Origin of the sequence: Geofilum rubicundum JCM 15548, assembly GCF_000974365.1 — a bacterium.
Classification (GTDB): Bacteria; Bacteroidota; Bacteroidia; order Bacteroidales; family Marinilabiliaceae; genus Geofilum; species Geofilum rubicundum.
This window is the reverse complement of record NZ_BAZW01000043.1, coordinates 17,532-34,927: the sequence shown is the minus strand read 5'-3', so window position 1 is coordinate 34,927 and position 17,396 is coordinate 17,532. Positions and strand designations below refer to the sequence as shown.

Below are 17,396 nucleotides of genomic sequence, written 5' to 3'. Positions count from 1 at the left end.
CATCCGCATCCACATGTATGGTAACGGTTAAATGAAAGTGGTCCTCCACCAGCAATTCATAACGACTGGCAATATCATGGGCCTTTTCAAGACTCAAATCCCCGGGTAATCGAATGTGAAAAGTAAGCTCTGTATGATTGCCATAGTAATGAACCTTAAAATGATGCGCATCCAAATCCAATAAAGGTTCTACCTGCTTGCCCATCTGTATGATTTCCTGTTGCTTATCCAGGTCCAGACCTTCACCCAGTAAAATACTAATGGAATCCTTCATAATACCCCATGTCGTATAAAATATTAATAATGAAACCATTAATCCCAACATACTATCAATCCACCAAATGTTCCGACCAAAAAAAATCCCACCTAAAATAACCACACTACTAATGGCATCTGAACGATGATGCCAACCATCGGCTTTTAAGGAGTTGTAATTGAACTTTTTCCCCACAAATAGAGAGTATCTGGCCATCAGCTCTTTAATGATCACCGAGGCCACGGTTACCCATATGGCAATAGGTCCGTAAGCAAACACAGCTTTCTCCTGAAATTTAATGATCGACTCCACCAAAAAATTAAAACCAACAACAGCCAACAAAACCCCTACAACCAATGAGGCAATAAGTTCTGCCCTTCCGTGTCCATAGGGATGGGTTTTATCAGCGGGTTGTAGCGCATACTTCAAACCCAATAGAACCGCCACAGATGAAATAGAGTCTGATAGGGTATGCCAGGCATCAGCAATCAGTGCCACTGAATTGGAGACCATACCAGCCCAAAACTTCAGCACAAACAACAACACATTCAGGAAAATGGACAGCCAGGTAACAACAATGGTGTATTTGATTTTTGCATATCAGGAATTCATCATATTTGCAACATATTCATCGGTCCGGGTGACCAGTCCCTTACCAAACAATATAATAAGAAAAAACAACTTTAACATACCAAGGCCTCCAGCTGCATCAAATAAACAAATCTTTTATTATTGAATCAACAATAAACCACGATTTTTCATGACAGATAAGTCGGTTCTTTGCCAGATACAGGTCACCGGCCGTCAACCATTTAATTTGTTTTTTGGAAAATGCTTCATAGAAGGCCGGATGCAGGTTTTGAAGTTGTTCTAAATCAATACCGTCAGAGGTTCGCAAGCCCAACATAATGCTTTCATTGAATAAATCATCCTTGTTCAGGGTCTCTTCTTCGGTTATATCCGCCCAATGGCCTTTATTATAAGTCGCCAAATCCGGCTTATTCCAAGAACGCTTACCCTTGTAATAAGAGTGGCTACCAGGTCCGAATCCAATATAGGGTGAGCCGTTCCAGTAGGATGAATTGTGTCGGGATCGATAACCCGGTTGAGAAAAATTAGACACTTCGTAATGCTCAAAACCATTATTGGCCGTCAAACGACAAAGCAATTCATACTGGGCCAAACTTTTATTATCCTTCATTTCTTGATAAACCCCCCGCTTCAACAGACGCTCAAAAGGGGTTCCTTCCTCAAAAGTTAAATGGTAGGCGGAAAGATGATTCACGGGTAAGGTTTTAAATATTTCGAGATTTTTCTCAAATGCTTCCGTGGAACTCCAGGGTAATCCGTAAATTAAATCCATACCAATATTTCGAAATCCGCCATTGTAAGCATTCTGAATACTTTGTAAGGCCTGTGAAGAACTATGTCGTCGGCCCATTTCCTGCAAATCCGTCTCGTTAAAACTCTGGATGCCGATACTAATTCTATTAAAACCAAGAGCTAATAAATCATCAATATAAGTAGGAGTCAAATCGTCCGGATTGGCTTCTATGGTTATTTCAACATCCGTATTAAACGAATAATAAGATTTCAGTAATAGAAACAATTCGGTATACATACCAGATTTTAAAAGAGAAGGGGTACCTCCTCCGAAATATAAGGTTTCTATCCGATTCGTAAAAAGCGGGGCATAGTGAACAATTTCTTGCTTTAAGGTATTAAAAAAGGGTTCCATTCTATCTAAACGGGTTGTCTTATAAAAATCACAATAACCGCAGCGCGAAAAACAAAAAGGGATATGAATATAAATTCCAGCCATACATCATAAAAATTAGAAAATGTTTCACGTGAAACATTTATAAACAGGGCTTTAACGAGGGTTATCAACACTTTATTAACGGATTTATCAACCAAAAAACAATATTTACAAACAATTTTACTTTAAATCGGTTGAAAAGAAGAAATTCCCATTGAATGAAGCACGCCAACATTCAATTCGCCGGTCAACTACATAAGTTATGACCCTTTATTTGTATGAAGGGGGTAAGGTCCAATCAAAAAAACAGTAATTTTGTCTCCCGATAAAAATTTAAACAAGCCAAATGTCCACTTTTATTTCACAATATAAATTCAGTCTGCTGATGACTTTCATCGTACTAACGCTAAGTTTGATGAGTAGTTCAGAGGTGCCATCCACCAAATTATGGGATTTTAAAGGAATAGATAAACTCGTTCACCTGGGAATGTATTCCGCTTTATCCTTTGTTCTGTTTTTTGAAAGAAGCAAAACTCAGGCAATTACCAGTAAACAACCGTTTAGCCGACCTAATGTTTGGCTCATAATACTTCTTATAGCTGCAGGCGGAATGATAGAACTGATTCAACCGGCATTGGCCAACCGAAGTCGGGAATTAATGGATTTCTTGGCCAATACCTTGGGCGTCTTTTTGGGGTTTTATTTACAAACCTGGTTCAAGCCCCTGTTAAAGCGCTAAAAAATCTACCGACTGATTATCATAATTATCAATAATTTTCCCGAAAGATTCCGTTTTAAAAAACGCAGCCAGGTCTTTTCTGACGGTTGAATAATTATCATGTACCGGACATTTTTTCTGCTCGCTGTCGTGACTCCTGCAGGCCCGCTTTCCGATAATACAATGTTCAAACAATTCCGGTCCGTCAATGATTTCTACAACATCCCACAAAACCACATCATAGGGATTTTTCTTAAATGAGAAACCGCCCTGAGGTCCTTTCACACTATGAAGAATATCTTTATGTACAAATACCTGAAGTATTTTACTCAAAAATTGCATGGGTACATCTAATTCTGAAGCCATGGTCCGAACATTAACGTTCCGACCCGGCTTAGCATTAATTCCAATATAAATAATGGACCTCAATGCATACTTACAAGTATTGGAAAGCATAAACTACATGGTTTTATCGGTGGATATTTTTTCAATTCTCCTGGTGTGCCGCCCCCCTTCAAAAGGGGTCTCCAAAAACAAGTCCACAATTTTCTTGGCATCCTCCACAGAAACAAATCTTCCCGGCAAACTACATACATTGGCATCATTGTGTGCCCGGGCCAATCGGGATATTTCCGGTATCCAGCATAAAGCAGCCCGGATGCCCTGGTGTTTATTAACCGTCATATTAATACCGTTACCACTGCCACAAATGGTAATTCCAAAATCGCATTGCTTACGCTCCACAGCATCAGCCAAGGGATGGGCATAATCCGCGTAATCAACGCTTTCAGAAGAATGGGTACCAAAATCGACCAATTCTACATTCTTCGATAAAAGAAAATCCTTTAGAATCTGTTTTAATTCGAAACCAGCATGGTCACAACCAATGGCTATTTTTTTGCCGCTCATACTTAAGATATTTATTCAATGAGTATTCTATAACAACCTACTTTATTAAAAACGCTTCAAAGATAATAATTTATGTGATTGATATCAGCTATTCGTGGCAAAGGCCCAGATAACAGCCTCTAACCATTGATTTTTATTAAAAAGCCATCCATAATAACAATAGTTCGTTAAACTTTTTAATTTGCTTAATTTACACGTATTTATGGTTTTGCTGCCTGTATACATAATCGACTTCTAATTAAGAACTTGCTCTTAGCTAATACCTAATGACCTAATAATCTAACGACCTATTCTAATAACCTTGTTAATAACTTGTGTATTATTGGCTATATCTTTCCATAAAATAAACTGGTTTTATAGGATTATAATAGTATAAGAGCTCTGTCATCAAAAAATGCAAGTTAAAAGAGTGCCATCTTATCCTTACTTTTAAACATCTTTCTTGTCTCTTTTTTTAATGCAAAGGCAATATTTTTTTAACTTTGAAGGTTTTTAACAAGCTGTGAACAACTCTAATTAATAATTGTTTTTCAAACACTTATCACTTAAAACGAATGTTGATAAGCCGCTGATAAAACATAGATTGAGAAAATACAAAGGGTTATTTCATTTATTTTTAAACAATACCAACAGGCTAACAACATCAACATATATTTTTAAAATTAAAAGATATGAATAATAATAGGGAGTGGATAAGTGCGGGCCATGTCACAGAAAAAATTTCTGATAAAATAGATATAAAAGAAGAAATTATTAGATTGAAAAAGGAGAAGAATGCCATTATTATGGCCCACTATTATCAAATTAATGAAATACAGGATATTGCAGATTTTGTGGGCGATAGTTTGGCATTAGCTCAGCAGGCCAGTCAGACCAAAGCAGATATTATTTTATTGGCAGGGGTTTATTTTATGGGTGAAACAGCTAAGATTTTGTCCCCTGAAAAGAAAGTTCTGGTGCCTGATCTCAATGCTGGCTGTTCTTTAGCGAATAGTTGTCCCGCAGAGGATTTTGCGCAATTTAAAAAAAACTATCCCGACCATATGGTGGTCACCTATGTGAATACAACAGCTGACGTTAAAGCACTGTCTGACATCGTGGTTACCAGTACCAACGCAGTTGGTATAATCAACAGTATTCCCAGAGACCAACCCATTTTATTCGGACCGGATAGAAATTTGGGTAATTATTTACAGGGGCTGACAGGACGGGAAATGGTATTATGGGATGGTGCCTGCCATGTGCATGAACAATTTTCTCTGGAGAAAATTGTAGCCTTAAAGAAAGAACACCCAGATGCTCAAATAATTGCGCATCCAGAATGTAAAAAACCGTTCTTAATTATGGCGGATTATGTGGGCAGCACGGCCGCACTTTTAAAATATACCCGCGAAAATAGTGGTCAATCCTTTATTGTTGCCACTGAAGCTGGTATTTTGCATCAAATGCAAAAGTTTTCGCCCGACAAAGTTTTCATTCCTGCTCCTCCAAATGATTCTACCTGCGGATGTAACGATTGCGAATTTATGAAATTAAATACGCTTCAAAAGGTGTATTTGGCTTTGAAACATGAGTATCCTGAAGTCAAAGTTGAAGAAAGTATACGCCTGGAAGCTGTGAAACCTATCCAAAGGATGTTGGATATCTCCAGTCAATTGAAGCTTTAACTTTTTCTTTAATAAATAATTATCCGTAATTTTCGGGCTTTTAATTCTTTATTATAAGCAACTTTTTTAATTTAGCATCCGAAATTGTAATTTAAATACAAAACCATTTAAATGAGAGGATTACTTTTATTACTTGTGGAGGACAATGTATTAAATCAGAAGCTTATTTTTTTGAATTTAACCAAATATGGATTTTCTATTGATGTCGCAAATAATGGTTTGGAGGCAGTTGAGAAGGTGAAGGACAAAAAATACGATCTTGTTTTAATGGATTTGATGATGCCTGTAATGGATGGTTTTGAAGCCACAAAAGCTATTCGGGAATTGGATGTTAGCAAGCATTCACATACCCCTATTATTGGTTTGACTGCCAATACTTTTGATGCAGATCGCGAGAAATGCATGGCCATTGGCATGGATGAATATATGGCCAAACCTTTTGATATAGAAGTTTTTAATGCCATATTGGATCAACTGGGCATTAAGCCTTCTAGTGCTGATTTTTAATGATGGAAATGGATCTACATAATCCCGAAAAGAATCATTTCAGGGATATGGATATCGAGCAGCAGTTGCGCCCTTTGTCCTTTCTCAATTTTAAGGGACAGCCTAAAATTGTGGATAATCTTCAAATTTTCGTTCAGGCTGCTCTGATGCGCGAAGAATCCCTGGATCATGTGCTTTTACACGGACCCCCTGGCCTGGGAAAAACCACCCTTTCAAACATTATCGCCAATGAATTGAATGTGGGTTTTAAGTTAACCAGTGGTCCGGTATTGGATAAACCCGGCGATTTAGCTGGCATTCTAACCAGTTTGGAACCCAATGATGTGCTCTTTATTGATGAAATTCATCGCTTAAGTCCGGTCGTCGAAGAATACCTATACTCCGCCATGGAGGATTTTAGGATAGATATTGTCATAGACAAAGGACCTGGTGCCAAATCCATTCAGATAGAGTTAAATCCTTTTACTTTGATTGGTGCTACCACAAGAAGTGGATTGCTCACCAGTCCATTGAGGGCCCGTTTTGGTATTAACAGTCATTTAGAGTATTATGATACCGATATATTGGGCGGAATTGTGGTGCGTTCTGCCTCCATATTAAAAGTACCCATTGATTCTTTGGCGGCCGATGAAATTGCCCGGCGTAGTCGCGGCACCCCTCGTATAGCCAACGCATTGTTAAGGAGAGTACGTGATTTTGCCATGGTAAAGGGTAGTGGGAGCATTGACTTGCCCATTACTCAAACGGCCTTAAAAGCGCTTAATATTGATCAATATGGCTTAGATGAAATGGACCGCAAAATACTGCTAACACTCATCGATAAATTCGAAGGGGGCCCGGTTGGGGTCAGCACCATTGCAACAGCCGTGGGTGAGGACAGTGGAACCATTGAAGAAGTCTATGAGCCTTTCCTTATCAAGGAAGGTTTTTTGAAACGGACACCACGAGGCAGAATGGTTACGAAAATCGCCTATGACCATTTTGGACGAAATCCAGGTATGATTCAAAATGCCTTATTTTAGAACGGTATGAGTTTAAGTCTTAAGCAACTTGCCGGAGATACCGTCATATATGGTGCCAGTACCATGGTCGGCCGCTTGTTAAATTGGTTGTTGATGCCTTTTTATATCCGGGTCATTGCACCGGAGGAATACGGGGTTATAGTTAACATGTACGGCATCATTTCCATTTTGCTGGTCATTTTTACCTACGGTTTGGAAACCGGTTTTTTTCGCTTTGCACGTAAGGAAAATGCGCGGGATGTTTTTCGAACTACCATGAGCACCTTGGGTTTAACCAGTTTTTTACTCATTGTTCTAAGTTTTGTTTTTGCCCCATCCATTAGTCGCTTTTTTTACGATGGACAATTTGTTTACGCCATAGTTCTGGTAGGCATTATTATTGGCTTTGATGCCTTTTTATCCATACCTTTTGCACAGCTCCGTCTTCAAAACAGAGCCCTGCGTTTTGGTTTGATTAAATTAATCAGCATATTTTTGAATATCGGTTTCAATTTATTTTTCTTTCTGGGATTACCGGCGCTTTTTAATGCCTACGAATTTGGCGAAGTGCTTCAGGACTTATATATCAAAGGGAGTGGTGTTTTGTATGTCTTATTAAGTAATGCCCTCAGTAGTGTTTTAATTTTACTCTTTTTTATTAAGGATTTAAGGATCAAAACGGGTCGCTTTAGATGGTCCTTATTACGCCCCATCCTGATTTACTCCTGGCCTGTCTTAATTGTCGGAATTACTGGTATGATTACTCAAAATTCAGATAAAATTTTGATGCCTAAGCTCCTTCAGGAAGGCGGTTTTAAAGAATTGGCCATATACGGCGCCAATTTCAAAATTGGTGTATTAATGAGCTTATTTACGCAATCTTTTCGTTTTGCTTTTGAACCGTATTTTTTTAATAATCGGGAAAAGGGGGTTCAGACCTATGCCCTGATCATGGAATATTTTATTCTATTTGGGTTACTTATATTTGTTGGAATAACGCTCTTTCAGGATGTTATTAATCTTTTGCTCGTTAATGATTATATCAGAGGAAATATTATTATTCCAGTTGTTTTATTGGCCCAACTTTTTTATGGCATTTATTTTAATCTGTCATTGTGGTATAAATTGACGGATAAGACTTTTTTTGGTGCGATATTTGGAGTAATTGGTATGGTATTAACTGTGGTCCTTAATTTCGTTTTGATTCCTAAAATAGGTATGATTGGCGGTGCCTTATCCATGTTAACAGGCTATGGGGTGATGATGATGATTTCCTTTTATACGGGTCAAAAATTTTATCCAATTCCCTATCCGCTAAAAAGAATCGCCGCCTTTTTTATTCTGGCATTTGGTGCATTTCTTTTGAACCAATTCGTTTCATTTGATCAACTCTTTTTAAAATATACATTTAAAGTGCTTATATTTATCTGCTTTCCTTTCATTTTGCTTCGTTTAAGGAGCTACATATAAGTTTTGATATTATTTTTATGCTACAGATTAAAGTCATAAACAGAAGTACTAATCCATTACCTGATTTTAGTACCTTGCATAGTGCAGGGGTGGATATCAGAGCCTCCCTGGAAGGCTCAGTAAACATTGGACCTCTGGAACGTGTTTTAATTCCCACAGGTCTTTTTATGGAGATTCCGGAAGGTTATGAAGTACAAATTCGACCCCGTAGTGGTTTGGCCATTAAAAACGGTATTGGCGTGCTTAATTCGCCTGGAACCATCGACGCGGATTACAGGGGGGAAGTTCAGGTTATTTTAGTCAACCTGTCCAATGAACCTTTTGAAATAAAGCATGGAGATCGTATTTGTCAAATGATTTTAAATAAATACGAACGTTTTGAATGGGTTAACGTAGAAGTATTGTCTCAAACTGAAAGAGGATCTGGTGGCTTTGGGCATACAGGATTGTAGTAGCCATTCGTTTTTTATTTTTTAATTTAGGCATTAATGATTCATTGGGCATTGCTTTAATTGGTTACGTTTAATGGTTAGAGGGATTATTAATGTACGCAGCAGAAAGGATATTTCATGCAATACAGAAGGGTAAAAATATTTAGTTTTATATTATTTATTGGTTTAGCCGTTGTTGGCTGTGGTTCAACCAAAGAAGCCATGGGTTTTGAAAGTATTTTATACCCTGAGGGGCGACCAGTTACGGTGAAGTTAAAAAATGAACAAGCTGATCGGCGGTTTGATTTTTATTTTCTTGAGGCCAATCGTTTTAAAATGACAGGCGATTATGGGAATGCGGCAGTCTATTACACAGAGGCACTGAAAGTCGATTCCACTTGTGCTACCTGTTATTTTGAAATTGGTAATTTACTTATCCAAAACAATGAATTTGAAAGTGCTGAAAATTATCTTTTTAAATCCGTTCAGTACGATCCAACCAATGAGTATTTTGTTTATCTGCTAAGTAAAATATACGCTAACAATGAGAAATTTGATTTGGCCTTATTGTCCGCCGGTTATTTAACGGAGCAGCATCCCGATAATGTTGAATATTTGTATCATTTGTCACAATTGCATGCCCATAAGGGTAATTATTCAAATGCCATTCATACGCTGAACCGCATTCAATCCCTATTGGGTATTAATGAAAGTATCACGATTGAAAAGCATGCTTTGTTTTTAGAAATGGGTGATACTAAAAGTGCTGAACAAGAATTCATTGATCTTATCGAAGCTTATCCGCACAATTCTGAGTATCTTTTATTTTTAGGGGACTATTATATCCAGCAAGAGGATTTTAAAAAGGGTTATATCATCTATAATGAAGTCCTCGAGTCGGATGGTGGAAATGGTCAGGTTTATTTTAGTCTGGCCAATTATGCCTACCTGATGAAGGATACAACCGGGTTTAAGCACCATTTAAAAAAGGGTTTTGAACATCCCAATGTTCAATTAGAAGCTAAAATTCAACGGATTATGCCTTTTTTGATGGGTTTGGAGGAAGCTGACAATCCCATCTCTAATGACGAATTGAATGTTTATTTGCGCGATATGATGACGGTTCATCCTTATGAGGCTTCTGTTCATGTTTTGTATGGCAATTTCCAAAAACATGTGGGCAATGATTCTTTGGCCGTCTCTGCCTATGAAACGGCCTTGCTCATAGATGAACAGCAGGAAGACATTTGGCATGAATACTTGTTGCTTTTGTTTTCAGAAAGCGATCAGGATAAATTTTTGGAGGAGGCCTTACGGGCCATTGTTTTATATCCTGAAAACGGCCTTTTTAATTATATGGCAGGTTTTGCACATATGATGCATGAACAGGTAGATGAGGCCATTCGTTTTTTTACCCTTACCATTGAAAATAGTGAAGATAATATAAGTTTAAAAAGTCAGGTTTATGGTCTTTTGGGGGATCTTTATTATCAATCGGAGGAGGCGGATAAAAGTTTTGAAGCTACGAAAAAAGTTTAGAGCTCAAAAATGACAATATCTTGGTTATGAATAACTACGCCTACTACCTGAGCGAAATGGAAATTCAGTTAGACAAGGCGGAGGAAATGATCAGTAATGTTATTCAACTCGAGCCTTCCAATGCCACCTATCTGGACACCTATGCCTGGGTTCTCTTTAAGCGAGGAAAATATATGGAAGCCTTGTTTATTATCGAACAGGCGATGGAAAATGGGGGGATACCATGGGTGTTGTTCTTGAACATTACGGCGATATATTGTATAAAGTAGGCAATCAGGCGGAGGCATTGAAATATTGGAAGAAAGCGCTTGAAAGTGAAGATGAAGTTTCTTCTGTATTACAAGAAAAGGTTGATTCAAACTCTTATATACCAGGAAAATAATATTTTATGCATAGATTTCGGATTTTCCAAATGCGTTACCTGGCCTATCTCGTTCTTTTGTATTTTGTGGGTTTAAGTTCTTGTAAAAGTGTCGATCGCCTATTTACGGCGACAGCTGAGGATGATTTGAATGAAACGGAATTGGTTGAACGAATTGTGGATAACCAATTGGTCTATGAGGAATTGTTTTTTAAAAGGGTTTTTGCGGAAATTGAAAAAGATGGAAAGAATCAGGGTGTGCGCGCCAATATTTATCTTAAAAAGGATTCTGCGATCGTCATTTCGGTTATTCCGGTTATGGGCATTGAGTTGTACCGCATTATGCTTACTAAAACAGGTATTTTTTTTATCGACCGTATGAACAGAACGGTGGCCGAAAGTACTTATCAGGCTCTTTCCAGAAGATTTTTAGTCGATTTTAACTACGAGCAGATTCAACGGATTTTAAGTAATGGTGTTTTTACTTATCCAAATAATGATCTGAACCTTTTAAAACGTTATGCAGGTGTTAAAAAGTCCGATAGTTACGCCTTGTCATCTGTAGGTGTTTCCAGGTTTAGAAATGATGATAGTTACCAGATTATTGATATTTTACCGGGTATTTTCAGGGTTTCAAATTCTTTTATCTCTTATCCTGAGAAAGCACTGTCCATGAATATTTCTTATCAGGATTTTGTGTCGGTAAGCGGAGAGGTCCCCTTTCCTTCAAAGATTGTTCTGGAAGGTATAAAGAATCAGGAATCCATTGTTGTAACTTTATCCATCAGCTCTGTAGACATTGATGGAGGCCAATCCATTTCATTTTTAATGCCGTCTAATTATGAAAAGGTTCAATTTTAGATATTTTTCTATTGTCTTTTTTTTACTGGTTTATCAATATTCTTTTTCGCAAGATGTGGATAATTTGCGAACGGAACGACAGGCGCTTTTAAAAGATATTGAGAATACCAAAGGATTATTGAAGAATAAGCGCCATTCCAGAGAGAACACTTTGCAACAATTGAACATCGTTTCCCGCGAAGTATCTATTCGGGAAGAAATGTTAAAGGCCCTCGAAAATGAAGTTTTGAGTCTTGAACAAAGTATTAATGCCAATCAATTGGAAATTAATGCTTTGGAGAAAGAATTTACCAATCTTACACAAGAATATGCTCAACTACTGCAAGACACCTATTTGCGTCGCTATGCCCTGGATGAGCTGGTCTATTTTCTGAGTGCTTCGGATTTCAGTGAAGCTTATCGGCGGTATCGACTATTAAAGGAATATTCCAATTACAGGCATAAACAAGGGCAAATTTTAAAGGAAAAGAAAGTCGAGTTGGAATCCCTTCAAAAAGATATTTTCCTTCAAAAAGAGACTAAAGAGGTCAATTTGCTTCAGTTGGAAAAGGAAATCGTCCAACTTTCCCGGTCAAGAAATGAAAAAAATCGGCTCATTCAAAATTTGCAATCCGAAGAGCAGTGGTTATTGCGCAGCATTAAAGAAAAGGAAGCCCAGGCCAATCAATTGGAAAATAAAATTCTGGAATACATCCGCTCTGCCAGCGTAGGTACTCTGGGTAATGATTTTAGTGACTTTGAAGGTAAGTTAATATGGCCCGTTACCAAGGGTGTTATTGTCAATCGGTTTGGGGAGCATGCCCACCCTGTTTTAAAAAACGTTTCTATTAAAAACAATGGTATAGACATACAGAGCACCAGTGATGATCGGGTCTTTGTAGTTCATAGTGGAGAAGTGAGTCGTGTGGTGGGTATTCCTGGCTATAATACCGCTGTTTTGGTGCGGCATGGAAAGTACTTGACCGTATATGCCAATTTAAAGGAAGTCTCTGTTAAACAGGGACAAAAAGTGGATGCGGGACAAGTGGTTGGTCGAATTTTTGAAGATGTAAGTAGTAATATGACCGTATTGCATTTTGAAATTTGGCACGAAAATCGGAAATTAGATCCGGCAAATTGGTTACTGCGATAAATTATTTTAAAATTTTAGAAACCCTTTCTTTTATTTTCAGTATAAGGAGATAAGTATTTAAAAGCTGAAATGGTATAATCGTTTTTTTTATTTAAAAACATAGACAGGTGAATAGGATGATTCTTAAATCTGAGATACAAAATATTAATATTGTCGAGAAATTGATCGATGAGATTTCTTCCCGCTATAATATTCATTCCGATGTTTATGGTAAATTATTACTAGCTGTTGTTGAAGGAGTTAACAATGCTATTGTACATGGAAACAAGTTGCAGAAGGATAAGGATGTGGTGGTGGAGTACGATATCAATGATAAAGAAATCCTTTTTCAAATAAGTGATGCCGGAGACGGTTTTGATTATAGTAATTTACCGGATCCGACAAAACCGGAGAATATTGAACGCACGCATGGTCGTGGCATATTTCTAATGAATCATTTATCTGATAAGTTGGAATTTAATGAACCCGGCAACATGGTGAAAATGGTGTTTTTTCTGGCCTGATGGAATCTAACATTGAATTCTTTAATGAAGACACCGGTTTACCCCAAATCGACTTTCCATTGGTTTCTAAATGGATTGTAGAAATAATTGAAGACAAGCTAATGAGTTGTGGGCCTCTTTCAATTATTTTTTGCAGTGATGATTATTTGCTCAACATTAATCAACAGTATCTCAATCACGATTACCATACCGATATTATTACTTTCAATTATTCTTCCAGGCGAATTATTTCTGGTGACTTATTTATAAGTACAGATACCGTTCGGACGAATGCGGATATTTTTAAAGTGAGCTTCACCCAGGAATTGGTGAGGGTTATTTTTCATGGCATTTTACATTTATTAGGGTGGGACGATCATTCTGAAGGTGAGAAATTGGAAATGCGGAATATGGAAAACTTTTGGCTTCATAAGTTCTCACTTCAATAAAGGCCCACCAATCGTATCTGCCTTATTGATAGATATATATCTAATTTTTACCGAATTCCTTTAAATTTGCCCTATAAACTTACAGGAGCGATTCGTTTGTGAATTTCTACGCTGCTTAATTATGTTTACTAGTTTTCTTTTCGTCCTATTAATCTTTATGGCTTTCTATTTGTTTTACTATTTTTGTCTGATTTGTTTGGATCCTGTTAGGGGATGAGATATCCGGACTTAATCAAATGAGGATATCATTAAAGGAAAGCGTACATACATATAGAATACTTTGTCAATGGATTTTAATTATGAAATTATTGTTATCGGTGGTGGGCATGCCGGTTGCGAAGCAGCTGCTGCATGCGGTACCCTTGGACACAAGACGCTGCTGATTACAATGGACATGAATAAGATGGCCCAAATGAGTTGCAATCCCGCTGTTGGTGGAATAGCTAAAGGTCAGATTGTTAGGGAGATAGATGCTTTAGGGGGGCATATGGGAAGGGTTACGGACGATTCCTCCATCCAATTCCGGATGCTTAATCGAAGTAAGGGTCCCGCCATGTGGAGTCCACGGTCCCAATGTGACCGAATGGTTTTTTCTGACAAGTGGCGGGAAACGCTGGAATCCATTGAAAAGGTTCATTTCTGGCAAGACTCCGTTGTGGATTTGATCCTGGAGAATGGTGAGGTTAAAGGTGTTGTTACCCAAATGGGTATTAAAGTGTTGGCCCATAAGGTCATTCTTACCACAGGCACTTTCATGAACGGCTTGATGCATATTGGTTCTTTTCAAATGAAAGGCGGGCGTATATCAGAGCCTGCTTCTTATGGAATTACGGAGAAATTATTCTCGGCTGGTTTTCGGACCGGAAGGATGAAAACCGGAACACCTGCCCGGGTCGATGCAAGAACCATTAATTTTTCCCAACTTTCCGAACAAAAAGGCGAGGAGGGTTTCTATAAATTCAGTTATTTACCTGGGAGTAATCGTCAATTAAAACAAAGGAGTTGCTATATTACCTATACCAACTCTACTGTACACAAGGTGATTCATTCCAAGTTAAGTGAGAGTCCCATGTTTAATGGCACCATTCAAAGTTTGGGACCCCGATATTGTCCCAGCATAGAAACAAAGGTGGTCACTTTTGCTGACAAGGATATGCATCAGTTGTATTTAGAACCGGAGGGCGAGAATACGGTTGAGTATTATCTCAACGGGTTTAGTTCTTCGCTACCGATGGAAACCCAGTTTGAGGCCTTAAAACAAGTTGCGGGATTAGAAGAGGCGGTGTATTTCAGACCAGGTTATGCCATTGAATATGATTTCTTTGATCCTACCCAACTTCAGCCGACTCTGGAAACCAAGTTGCTCAAAAATCTTTATTTTGCCGGCCAAATCAACGGTACTACCGGCTATGAGGAAGCCGCTGCGCAGGGAATCATAGCTGGGATCAATGCCGCTTTAGCCATTCAAAAGAAGGCCCCCTTTGTTCTCAAAAGGGATGAAGCGTATATCGGTGTTCTTATTGATGACCTTATAACAAAGGGTGTGGATGAACCTTATCGAATGTTTACCAGTCGAGCAGAATATCGGATTTTGTTGCGACAAGATGATGCCGACCAAAGGCTGACACCTAAGGGTTTTGAAATTGGCCTGGCTTCCCGGGAGCGCTTTGACTTGCTCCAGGAAAAGTTATATTTCAGAGATGGTCTCATTCAGTTTATGCGTCAATTGAGCATCAAAGGGAAAGATATTGATGAATACCTTCTGTCGGTCGGTTCTACGCCACTTAACCAAGGAATTAAGTTAATTGATATTATTTCCCGACCACAGGTTAAATTGGCAGACCTTGTGTCTGTTTTATCGCCATTGAATGCGCATTGTGCGGTATTCCCTGCCAACAGAAGAGAAGAAATTCTGGAGGCCGCTGAAATTCTTATTAAGTATGAAGGCTATATTAACCGGGAGAAGTTGATGGCAGACAAACTCAAACGTTTGGAAAATATCAAAATTCGGGGAAAGTTTAAATATGAAACCCTTCATACGATAAGTACGGAAGGCCGGCAAAAATTGGCCAAAGTAGATCCGGAAACCATTGCTCAAGCGTCTCGAATTAGCGGGGTTTCTCCCAGCGATATTAATGTACTTTTGGTATTGTTGGGACGTTAATGTTTCACGTGGAACAATTATAATTAATTTTCAGTTTTATGAAATCATATTCCATTAAAGGGCAGATAGTCGATCTGCACAATAAAGCAATTTTTGGAGGAGAAGTTTATATTGAAGGTGAAATTATTGTGCGAATTGAACCTAAAGAAGTTCCCGATAAGCGATATATTTTACCCGGCTTGGTTGATGCACATGTACACATCGAGAGTTCTATGGTAACACCATCCCGATTTGCAGAAATGGTTGTTCCACGTGGAACGGTTGCTGTTGTAACTGATCCACATGAAATAGCCAATGTGATGGGTGAGGCCGGAGTGGATTATATGATACAGGATGGTGCCCGAGTCCCCTTTAAATTCTTTTTTGGTGCGCCCTCTTGTGTTCCGGCTACGCCTTTTGAATCGTCCGGTGCCATTATGGATCATAAAACAGTGGAGCGTTTATTAGAAAGAAAGGATATTTGGTTTCTTTCAGAAATGATGAATTTTCCAGGGGTTATTAGCGCCGTGGAAGATGTTGTTAATAAATGCGCAGCGGCCAGGAAATTGAACAAACCCATTGACGGACATGCACCAGGCTTAAAAGGTGATGGTTTAAAAAAGTATGCGGCGCAAGGAATTGTAACCGATCACGAATGTGCTTTTCTGGAGGAAGCTGAAGAGAAGCTGGCTTTAGGTATGAAAATTCAAATTAGGGAGGGAAGTGCAGCGAGAAACTTCTCCACACTATTCCCGCTTTTTAAAAAACACCCTAACCAGTTAATGCTGTGTACCGATGACAGTCATCCCGATGAGATACTCCAACAAGGGCATATTGATCGGCTGGTAAAAATGGGAATTCATGAATTTGGCGTAGACCTTTTTGATTTACTTAGAGCTGCCACAGTCGTTCCGGTGGAACACTATCAATTGCCGGTTGGTTTGTTGCGAGAAGGGGATGCAGCCGATTTTATTGTGGTCGATAATTTTGAGGATTTCAACATTCAGGCGACCTATATTAATGGCGAGCAGGTTTATGATCAGGAGCAGGGCCTTCTCTTTGAAGTTGGAGATTCCGAAATTGTTAATGCTTTTCGTAATGAGCCCATTCAGGTGGAGGATTTAAAGGTTTTTATGCCCTTGCAAAATTCGGCGGTTCGCGTAATTGAAGCTCAGGATGGAGAGTTGTTAACCGAATCCTTACTATGGGAACCTGCATTAAAGCCCCATCGGGAGATAGGGAGCCAGCCCGATATGGATATCATTAAATTGGTGGTGGTTAATCGCTACTCGAACCAAGCGCCCATGGTGGGGTTTGTTAAAAATATGGGTTTGCGAAAGGGGGCTATTGGTGGCACTGTCGCGCATGATAGTCACAACATTATTGTGGCCGGAGTGGATGATGTTTCCATCGCACAGTTGATAAATGCATTAGTAGATCACAAAGGCGGGATCGCTGTTTGCGATGCTTCCGGTGTATCCATTTTACCACTTCCAGTGGCGGGTTTGATGAGTATCCGAAGAGGGGAGGATGTGGCCCTTGAATATTTAAAGTTGTCCGATAAGGCCAAAGAATTGGGTTCTGAACTTAAGGCGCCCTTTATGACCTTGTCTTTTCTTTCACTTCTGGTAATCCCTTCTTTGAAGTTGGGGGATAAGGGCTTGTTCGATGTAAACCGCTTCGAATTTGTCTCCTTATTTGAATAATCTTT

General features: G+C 38.7%; 18 protein-coding genes. 14 read left to right on the top strand and 4 right to left on the bottom strand.

The annotated features are described in order from the left end of the window. Both JCM15548_RS15360 and hemW read right to left on the bottom strand, forming a co-directional pair. Window positions 1–790: cation diffusion facilitator family transporter (locus tag JCM15548_RS15360; protein ID WP_262487094.1), on the bottom strand; the 790-nt coding region annotated here is incomplete at its 3' end. Window positions 791–965: 175 nt separating this feature from the next. Beyond that, a complete protein-coding gene (gene hemW, locus JCM15548_RS15355; protein WP_083985183.1) occupies window positions 966–2,078 on the bottom strand; it encodes a radical SAM family heme chaperone HemW in 1,113 nt (370 codons plus the stop codon). A 283-nt stretch (window positions 2,079–2,361) separates the two neighbouring features. On the opposite strand from hemW, the gene JCM15548_RS15350 reads away from it, so the two are divergent. Next, a complete protein-coding gene (locus tag JCM15548_RS15350) occupies window positions 2,362–2,754 on the top strand; it encodes a VanZ family protein (RefSeq protein ID WP_062127296.1) in 393 nt (130 codons plus the stop codon). Here the strand turns inward: JCM15548_RS15350 and JCM15548_RS15345 are convergent. Both JCM15548_RS15345 and rpiB read right to left on the bottom strand, forming a co-directional pair. Continuing rightward, the gene (locus tag JCM15548_RS15345; protein WP_062127293.1) at window positions 2,743–3,189 is read right to left on the bottom strand and encodes an RrF2 family transcriptional regulator; all 447 of its coding nucleotides are present in this window, start codon (window positions 3,187–3,189) and stop codon (window positions 2,743–2,745) included. The two genes, JCM15548_RS15350 and JCM15548_RS15345, sit on opposite strands and share 12 nt — an antisense overlap. 3 nt (window positions 3,190–3,192) lie before the next feature. Then, complete coding sequence (rpiB, locus tag JCM15548_RS15340) at window positions 3,193–3,642, bottom strand: ribose 5-phosphate isomerase B (RefSeq protein WP_062127290.1); 450 nt, start codon at window positions 3,640–3,642, stop codon at window positions 3,193–3,195. Window positions 3,643–4,313: 671 nt separating this feature from the next. Between rpiB and nadA the strand changes: the two genes are divergently transcribed. From nadA to ade, 13 genes are all read left to right on the top strand, one after another. Beyond that, window positions 4,314–5,309: a quinolinate synthase NadA gene (nadA, locus tag JCM15548_RS15335; RefSeq protein ID WP_062127287.1), complete on the top strand. Its 996-nt coding sequence runs from the start codon at window positions 4,314–4,316 to the stop codon at window positions 5,307–5,309. A 111-nt stretch (window positions 5,310–5,420) separates the two neighbouring features. Continuing rightward, a complete protein-coding gene (locus JCM15548_RS15330; protein ID WP_062127284.1) occupies window positions 5,421–5,816 on the top strand; it encodes a response regulator in 396 nt (131 codons plus the stop codon). 8 nt (window positions 5,817–5,824) lie between these two features. Then, a complete protein-coding gene (gene ruvB, locus JCM15548_RS15325) occupies window positions 5,825–6,838 on the top strand; it encodes a Holliday junction branch migration DNA helicase RuvB (RefSeq protein ID WP_227625910.1) in 1,014 nt (337 codons plus the stop codon). Between the two features lie 6 nt (window positions 6,839–6,844). After that, the gene (locus tag JCM15548_RS15320) at window positions 6,845–8,287 is read left to right on the top strand and encodes a lipopolysaccharide biosynthesis protein (RefSeq protein WP_062127281.1); all 1,443 of its coding nucleotides are present in this window, start codon (window positions 6,845–6,847) and stop codon (window positions 8,285–8,287) included. A gap of 17 nt (window positions 8,288–8,304) precedes the next feature. Continuing rightward, on the top strand, window positions 8,305–8,739 hold the full coding sequence (gene dut / locus JCM15548_RS15315; RefSeq protein WP_062127278.1) for a dUTP diphosphatase: 435 nt from the start codon (window positions 8,305–8,307) through the stop codon (window positions 8,737–8,739). A 117-nt stretch (window positions 8,740–8,856) separates the two neighbouring features. Then, complete coding sequence (locus tag JCM15548_RS15310) at window positions 8,857–10,257, top strand: tetratricopeptide repeat protein (RefSeq protein ID WP_062127276.1); 1,401 nt, start codon at window positions 8,857–8,859, stop codon at window positions 10,255–10,257. 26 nt (window positions 10,258–10,283) lie between these two features. Further along, complete coding sequence (locus JCM15548_RS15305) at window positions 10,284–10,526, top strand: hypothetical protein (RefSeq protein ID WP_062127273.1); 243 nt, start codon at window positions 10,284–10,286, stop codon at window positions 10,524–10,526. 119 nt (window positions 10,527–10,645) lie between these two features. After that, entirely contained in the window at window positions 10,646–11,479 is an 834-nt protein-coding gene (gene lolB1 / locus JCM15548_RS15300; protein WP_083985182.1) for a lipoprotein insertase outer membrane protein LolB1, read from the top strand. Continuing rightward, the gene (locus JCM15548_RS15295; RefSeq protein ID WP_062127266.1) at window positions 11,460–12,611 is read left to right on the top strand and encodes a murein hydrolase activator EnvC family protein; all 1,152 of its coding nucleotides are present in this window, start codon (window positions 11,460–11,462) and stop codon (window positions 12,609–12,611) included. The genes lolB1 and JCM15548_RS15295 overlap by 20 nt, the downstream gene beginning before the upstream one ends. Window positions 12,612–12,727: 116 nt before the next feature. Further along, a complete protein-coding gene (locus JCM15548_RS15290; RefSeq protein ID WP_062127263.1) occupies window positions 12,728–13,114 on the top strand; it encodes an ATP-binding protein in 387 nt (128 codons plus the stop codon). Next, window positions 13,114–13,542, top strand: coding sequence for an rRNA maturation RNase YbeY (ybeY, locus tag JCM15548_RS15285; protein WP_062127260.1), 429 nt, complete (start codon window positions 13,114–13,116; stop codon window positions 13,540–13,542). The genes JCM15548_RS15290 and ybeY overlap by 1 nt, the downstream gene beginning before the upstream one ends. Before the next feature lie 286 nt (window positions 13,543–13,828). Continuing rightward, entirely contained in the window at window positions 13,829–15,706 is a 1,878-nt protein-coding gene (gene mnmG / locus JCM15548_RS15280) for a tRNA uridine-5-carboxymethylaminomethyl(34) synthesis enzyme MnmG (RefSeq protein ID WP_062127257.1), read from the top strand. A gap of 38 nt (window positions 15,707–15,744) precedes the next feature. Next, the gene (gene ade / locus JCM15548_RS15275) at window positions 15,745–17,391 is read left to right on the top strand and encodes an adenine deaminase (protein ID WP_062127254.1); all 1,647 of its coding nucleotides are present in this window, start codon (window positions 15,745–15,747) and stop codon (window positions 17,389–17,391) included. Window positions 17,392–17,396: the final 5 nt, after the last annotated feature.

Excerpts from the sequence above, each read along its gene's own strand:
- JCM15548_RS15345 (WP_062127293.1), bottom strand. The coding sequence starts at position 3,189 with ATGCTTTCCAATACTTGTAAGTATGCATTGAGGTCCATTATTTATATT.
- JCM15548_RS15310 (WP_062127276.1), top strand. The coding sequence starts at position 8,857 with ATGCAATACAGAAGGGTAAAAATATTTAGTTTTATATTATTTATTGGT.
- ruvB (WP_227625910.1), top strand. The coding sequence starts at position 5,825 with ATGGATCTACATAATCCCGAAAAGAATCATTTCAGGGATATGGATATC.
- nadA (WP_062127287.1), top strand. The coding sequence starts at position 4,314 with ATGAATAATAATAGGGAGTGGATAAGTGCGGGCCATGTCACAGAAAAA.
- JCM15548_RS15290 (WP_062127263.1), top strand. The coding sequence starts at position 12,728 with ATGATTCTTAAATCTGAGATACAAAATATTAATATTGTCGAGAAATTG.
- dut (WP_062127278.1), top strand. The coding sequence starts at position 8,305 with ATGCTACAGATTAAAGTCATAAACAGAAGTACTAATCCATTACCTGAT.
- hemW (WP_083985183.1), bottom strand. The coding sequence starts at position 2,078 with ATGGCTGGAATTTATATTCATATCCCTTTTTGTTTTTCGCGCTGCGGT.
- lolB1 (WP_083985182.1), top strand. The coding sequence starts at position 10,646 with ATGCATAGATTTCGGATTTTCCAAATGCGTTACCTGGCCTATCTCGTT.
- ade (WP_062127254.1), top strand. The coding sequence starts at position 15,745 with ATGAAATCATATTCCATTAAAGGGCAGATAGTCGATCTGCACAATAAA.
- rpiB (WP_062127290.1), bottom strand. The coding sequence starts at position 3,642 with ATGAGCGGCAAAAAAATAGCCATTGGTTGTGACCATGCTGGTTTCGAA.
- mnmG (WP_062127257.1), top strand. The coding sequence starts at position 13,829 with ATGGATTTTAATTATGAAATTATTGTTATCGGTGGTGGGCATGCCGGT.
- JCM15548_RS15350 (WP_062127296.1), top strand. The coding sequence starts at position 2,362 with ATGTCCACTTTTATTTCACAATATAAATTCAGTCTGCTGATGACTTTC.
- JCM15548_RS15295 (WP_062127266.1), top strand. The coding sequence starts at position 11,460 with ATGAAAAGGTTCAATTTTAGATATTTTTCTATTGTCTTTTTTTTACTG.
- JCM15548_RS15330 (WP_062127284.1), top strand. The coding sequence starts at position 5,421 with ATGAGAGGATTACTTTTATTACTTGTGGAGGACAATGTATTAAATCAG.
- ybeY (WP_062127260.1), top strand. The coding sequence starts at position 13,114 with ATGGAATCTAACATTGAATTCTTTAATGAAGACACCGGTTTACCCCAA.
- JCM15548_RS15320 (WP_062127281.1), top strand. The coding sequence starts at position 6,845 with ATGAGTTTAAGTCTTAAGCAACTTGCCGGAGATACCGTCATATATGGT.
- JCM15548_RS15305 (WP_062127273.1), top strand. The coding sequence starts at position 10,284 with ATGAATAACTACGCCTACTACCTGAGCGAAATGGAAATTCAGTTAGAC.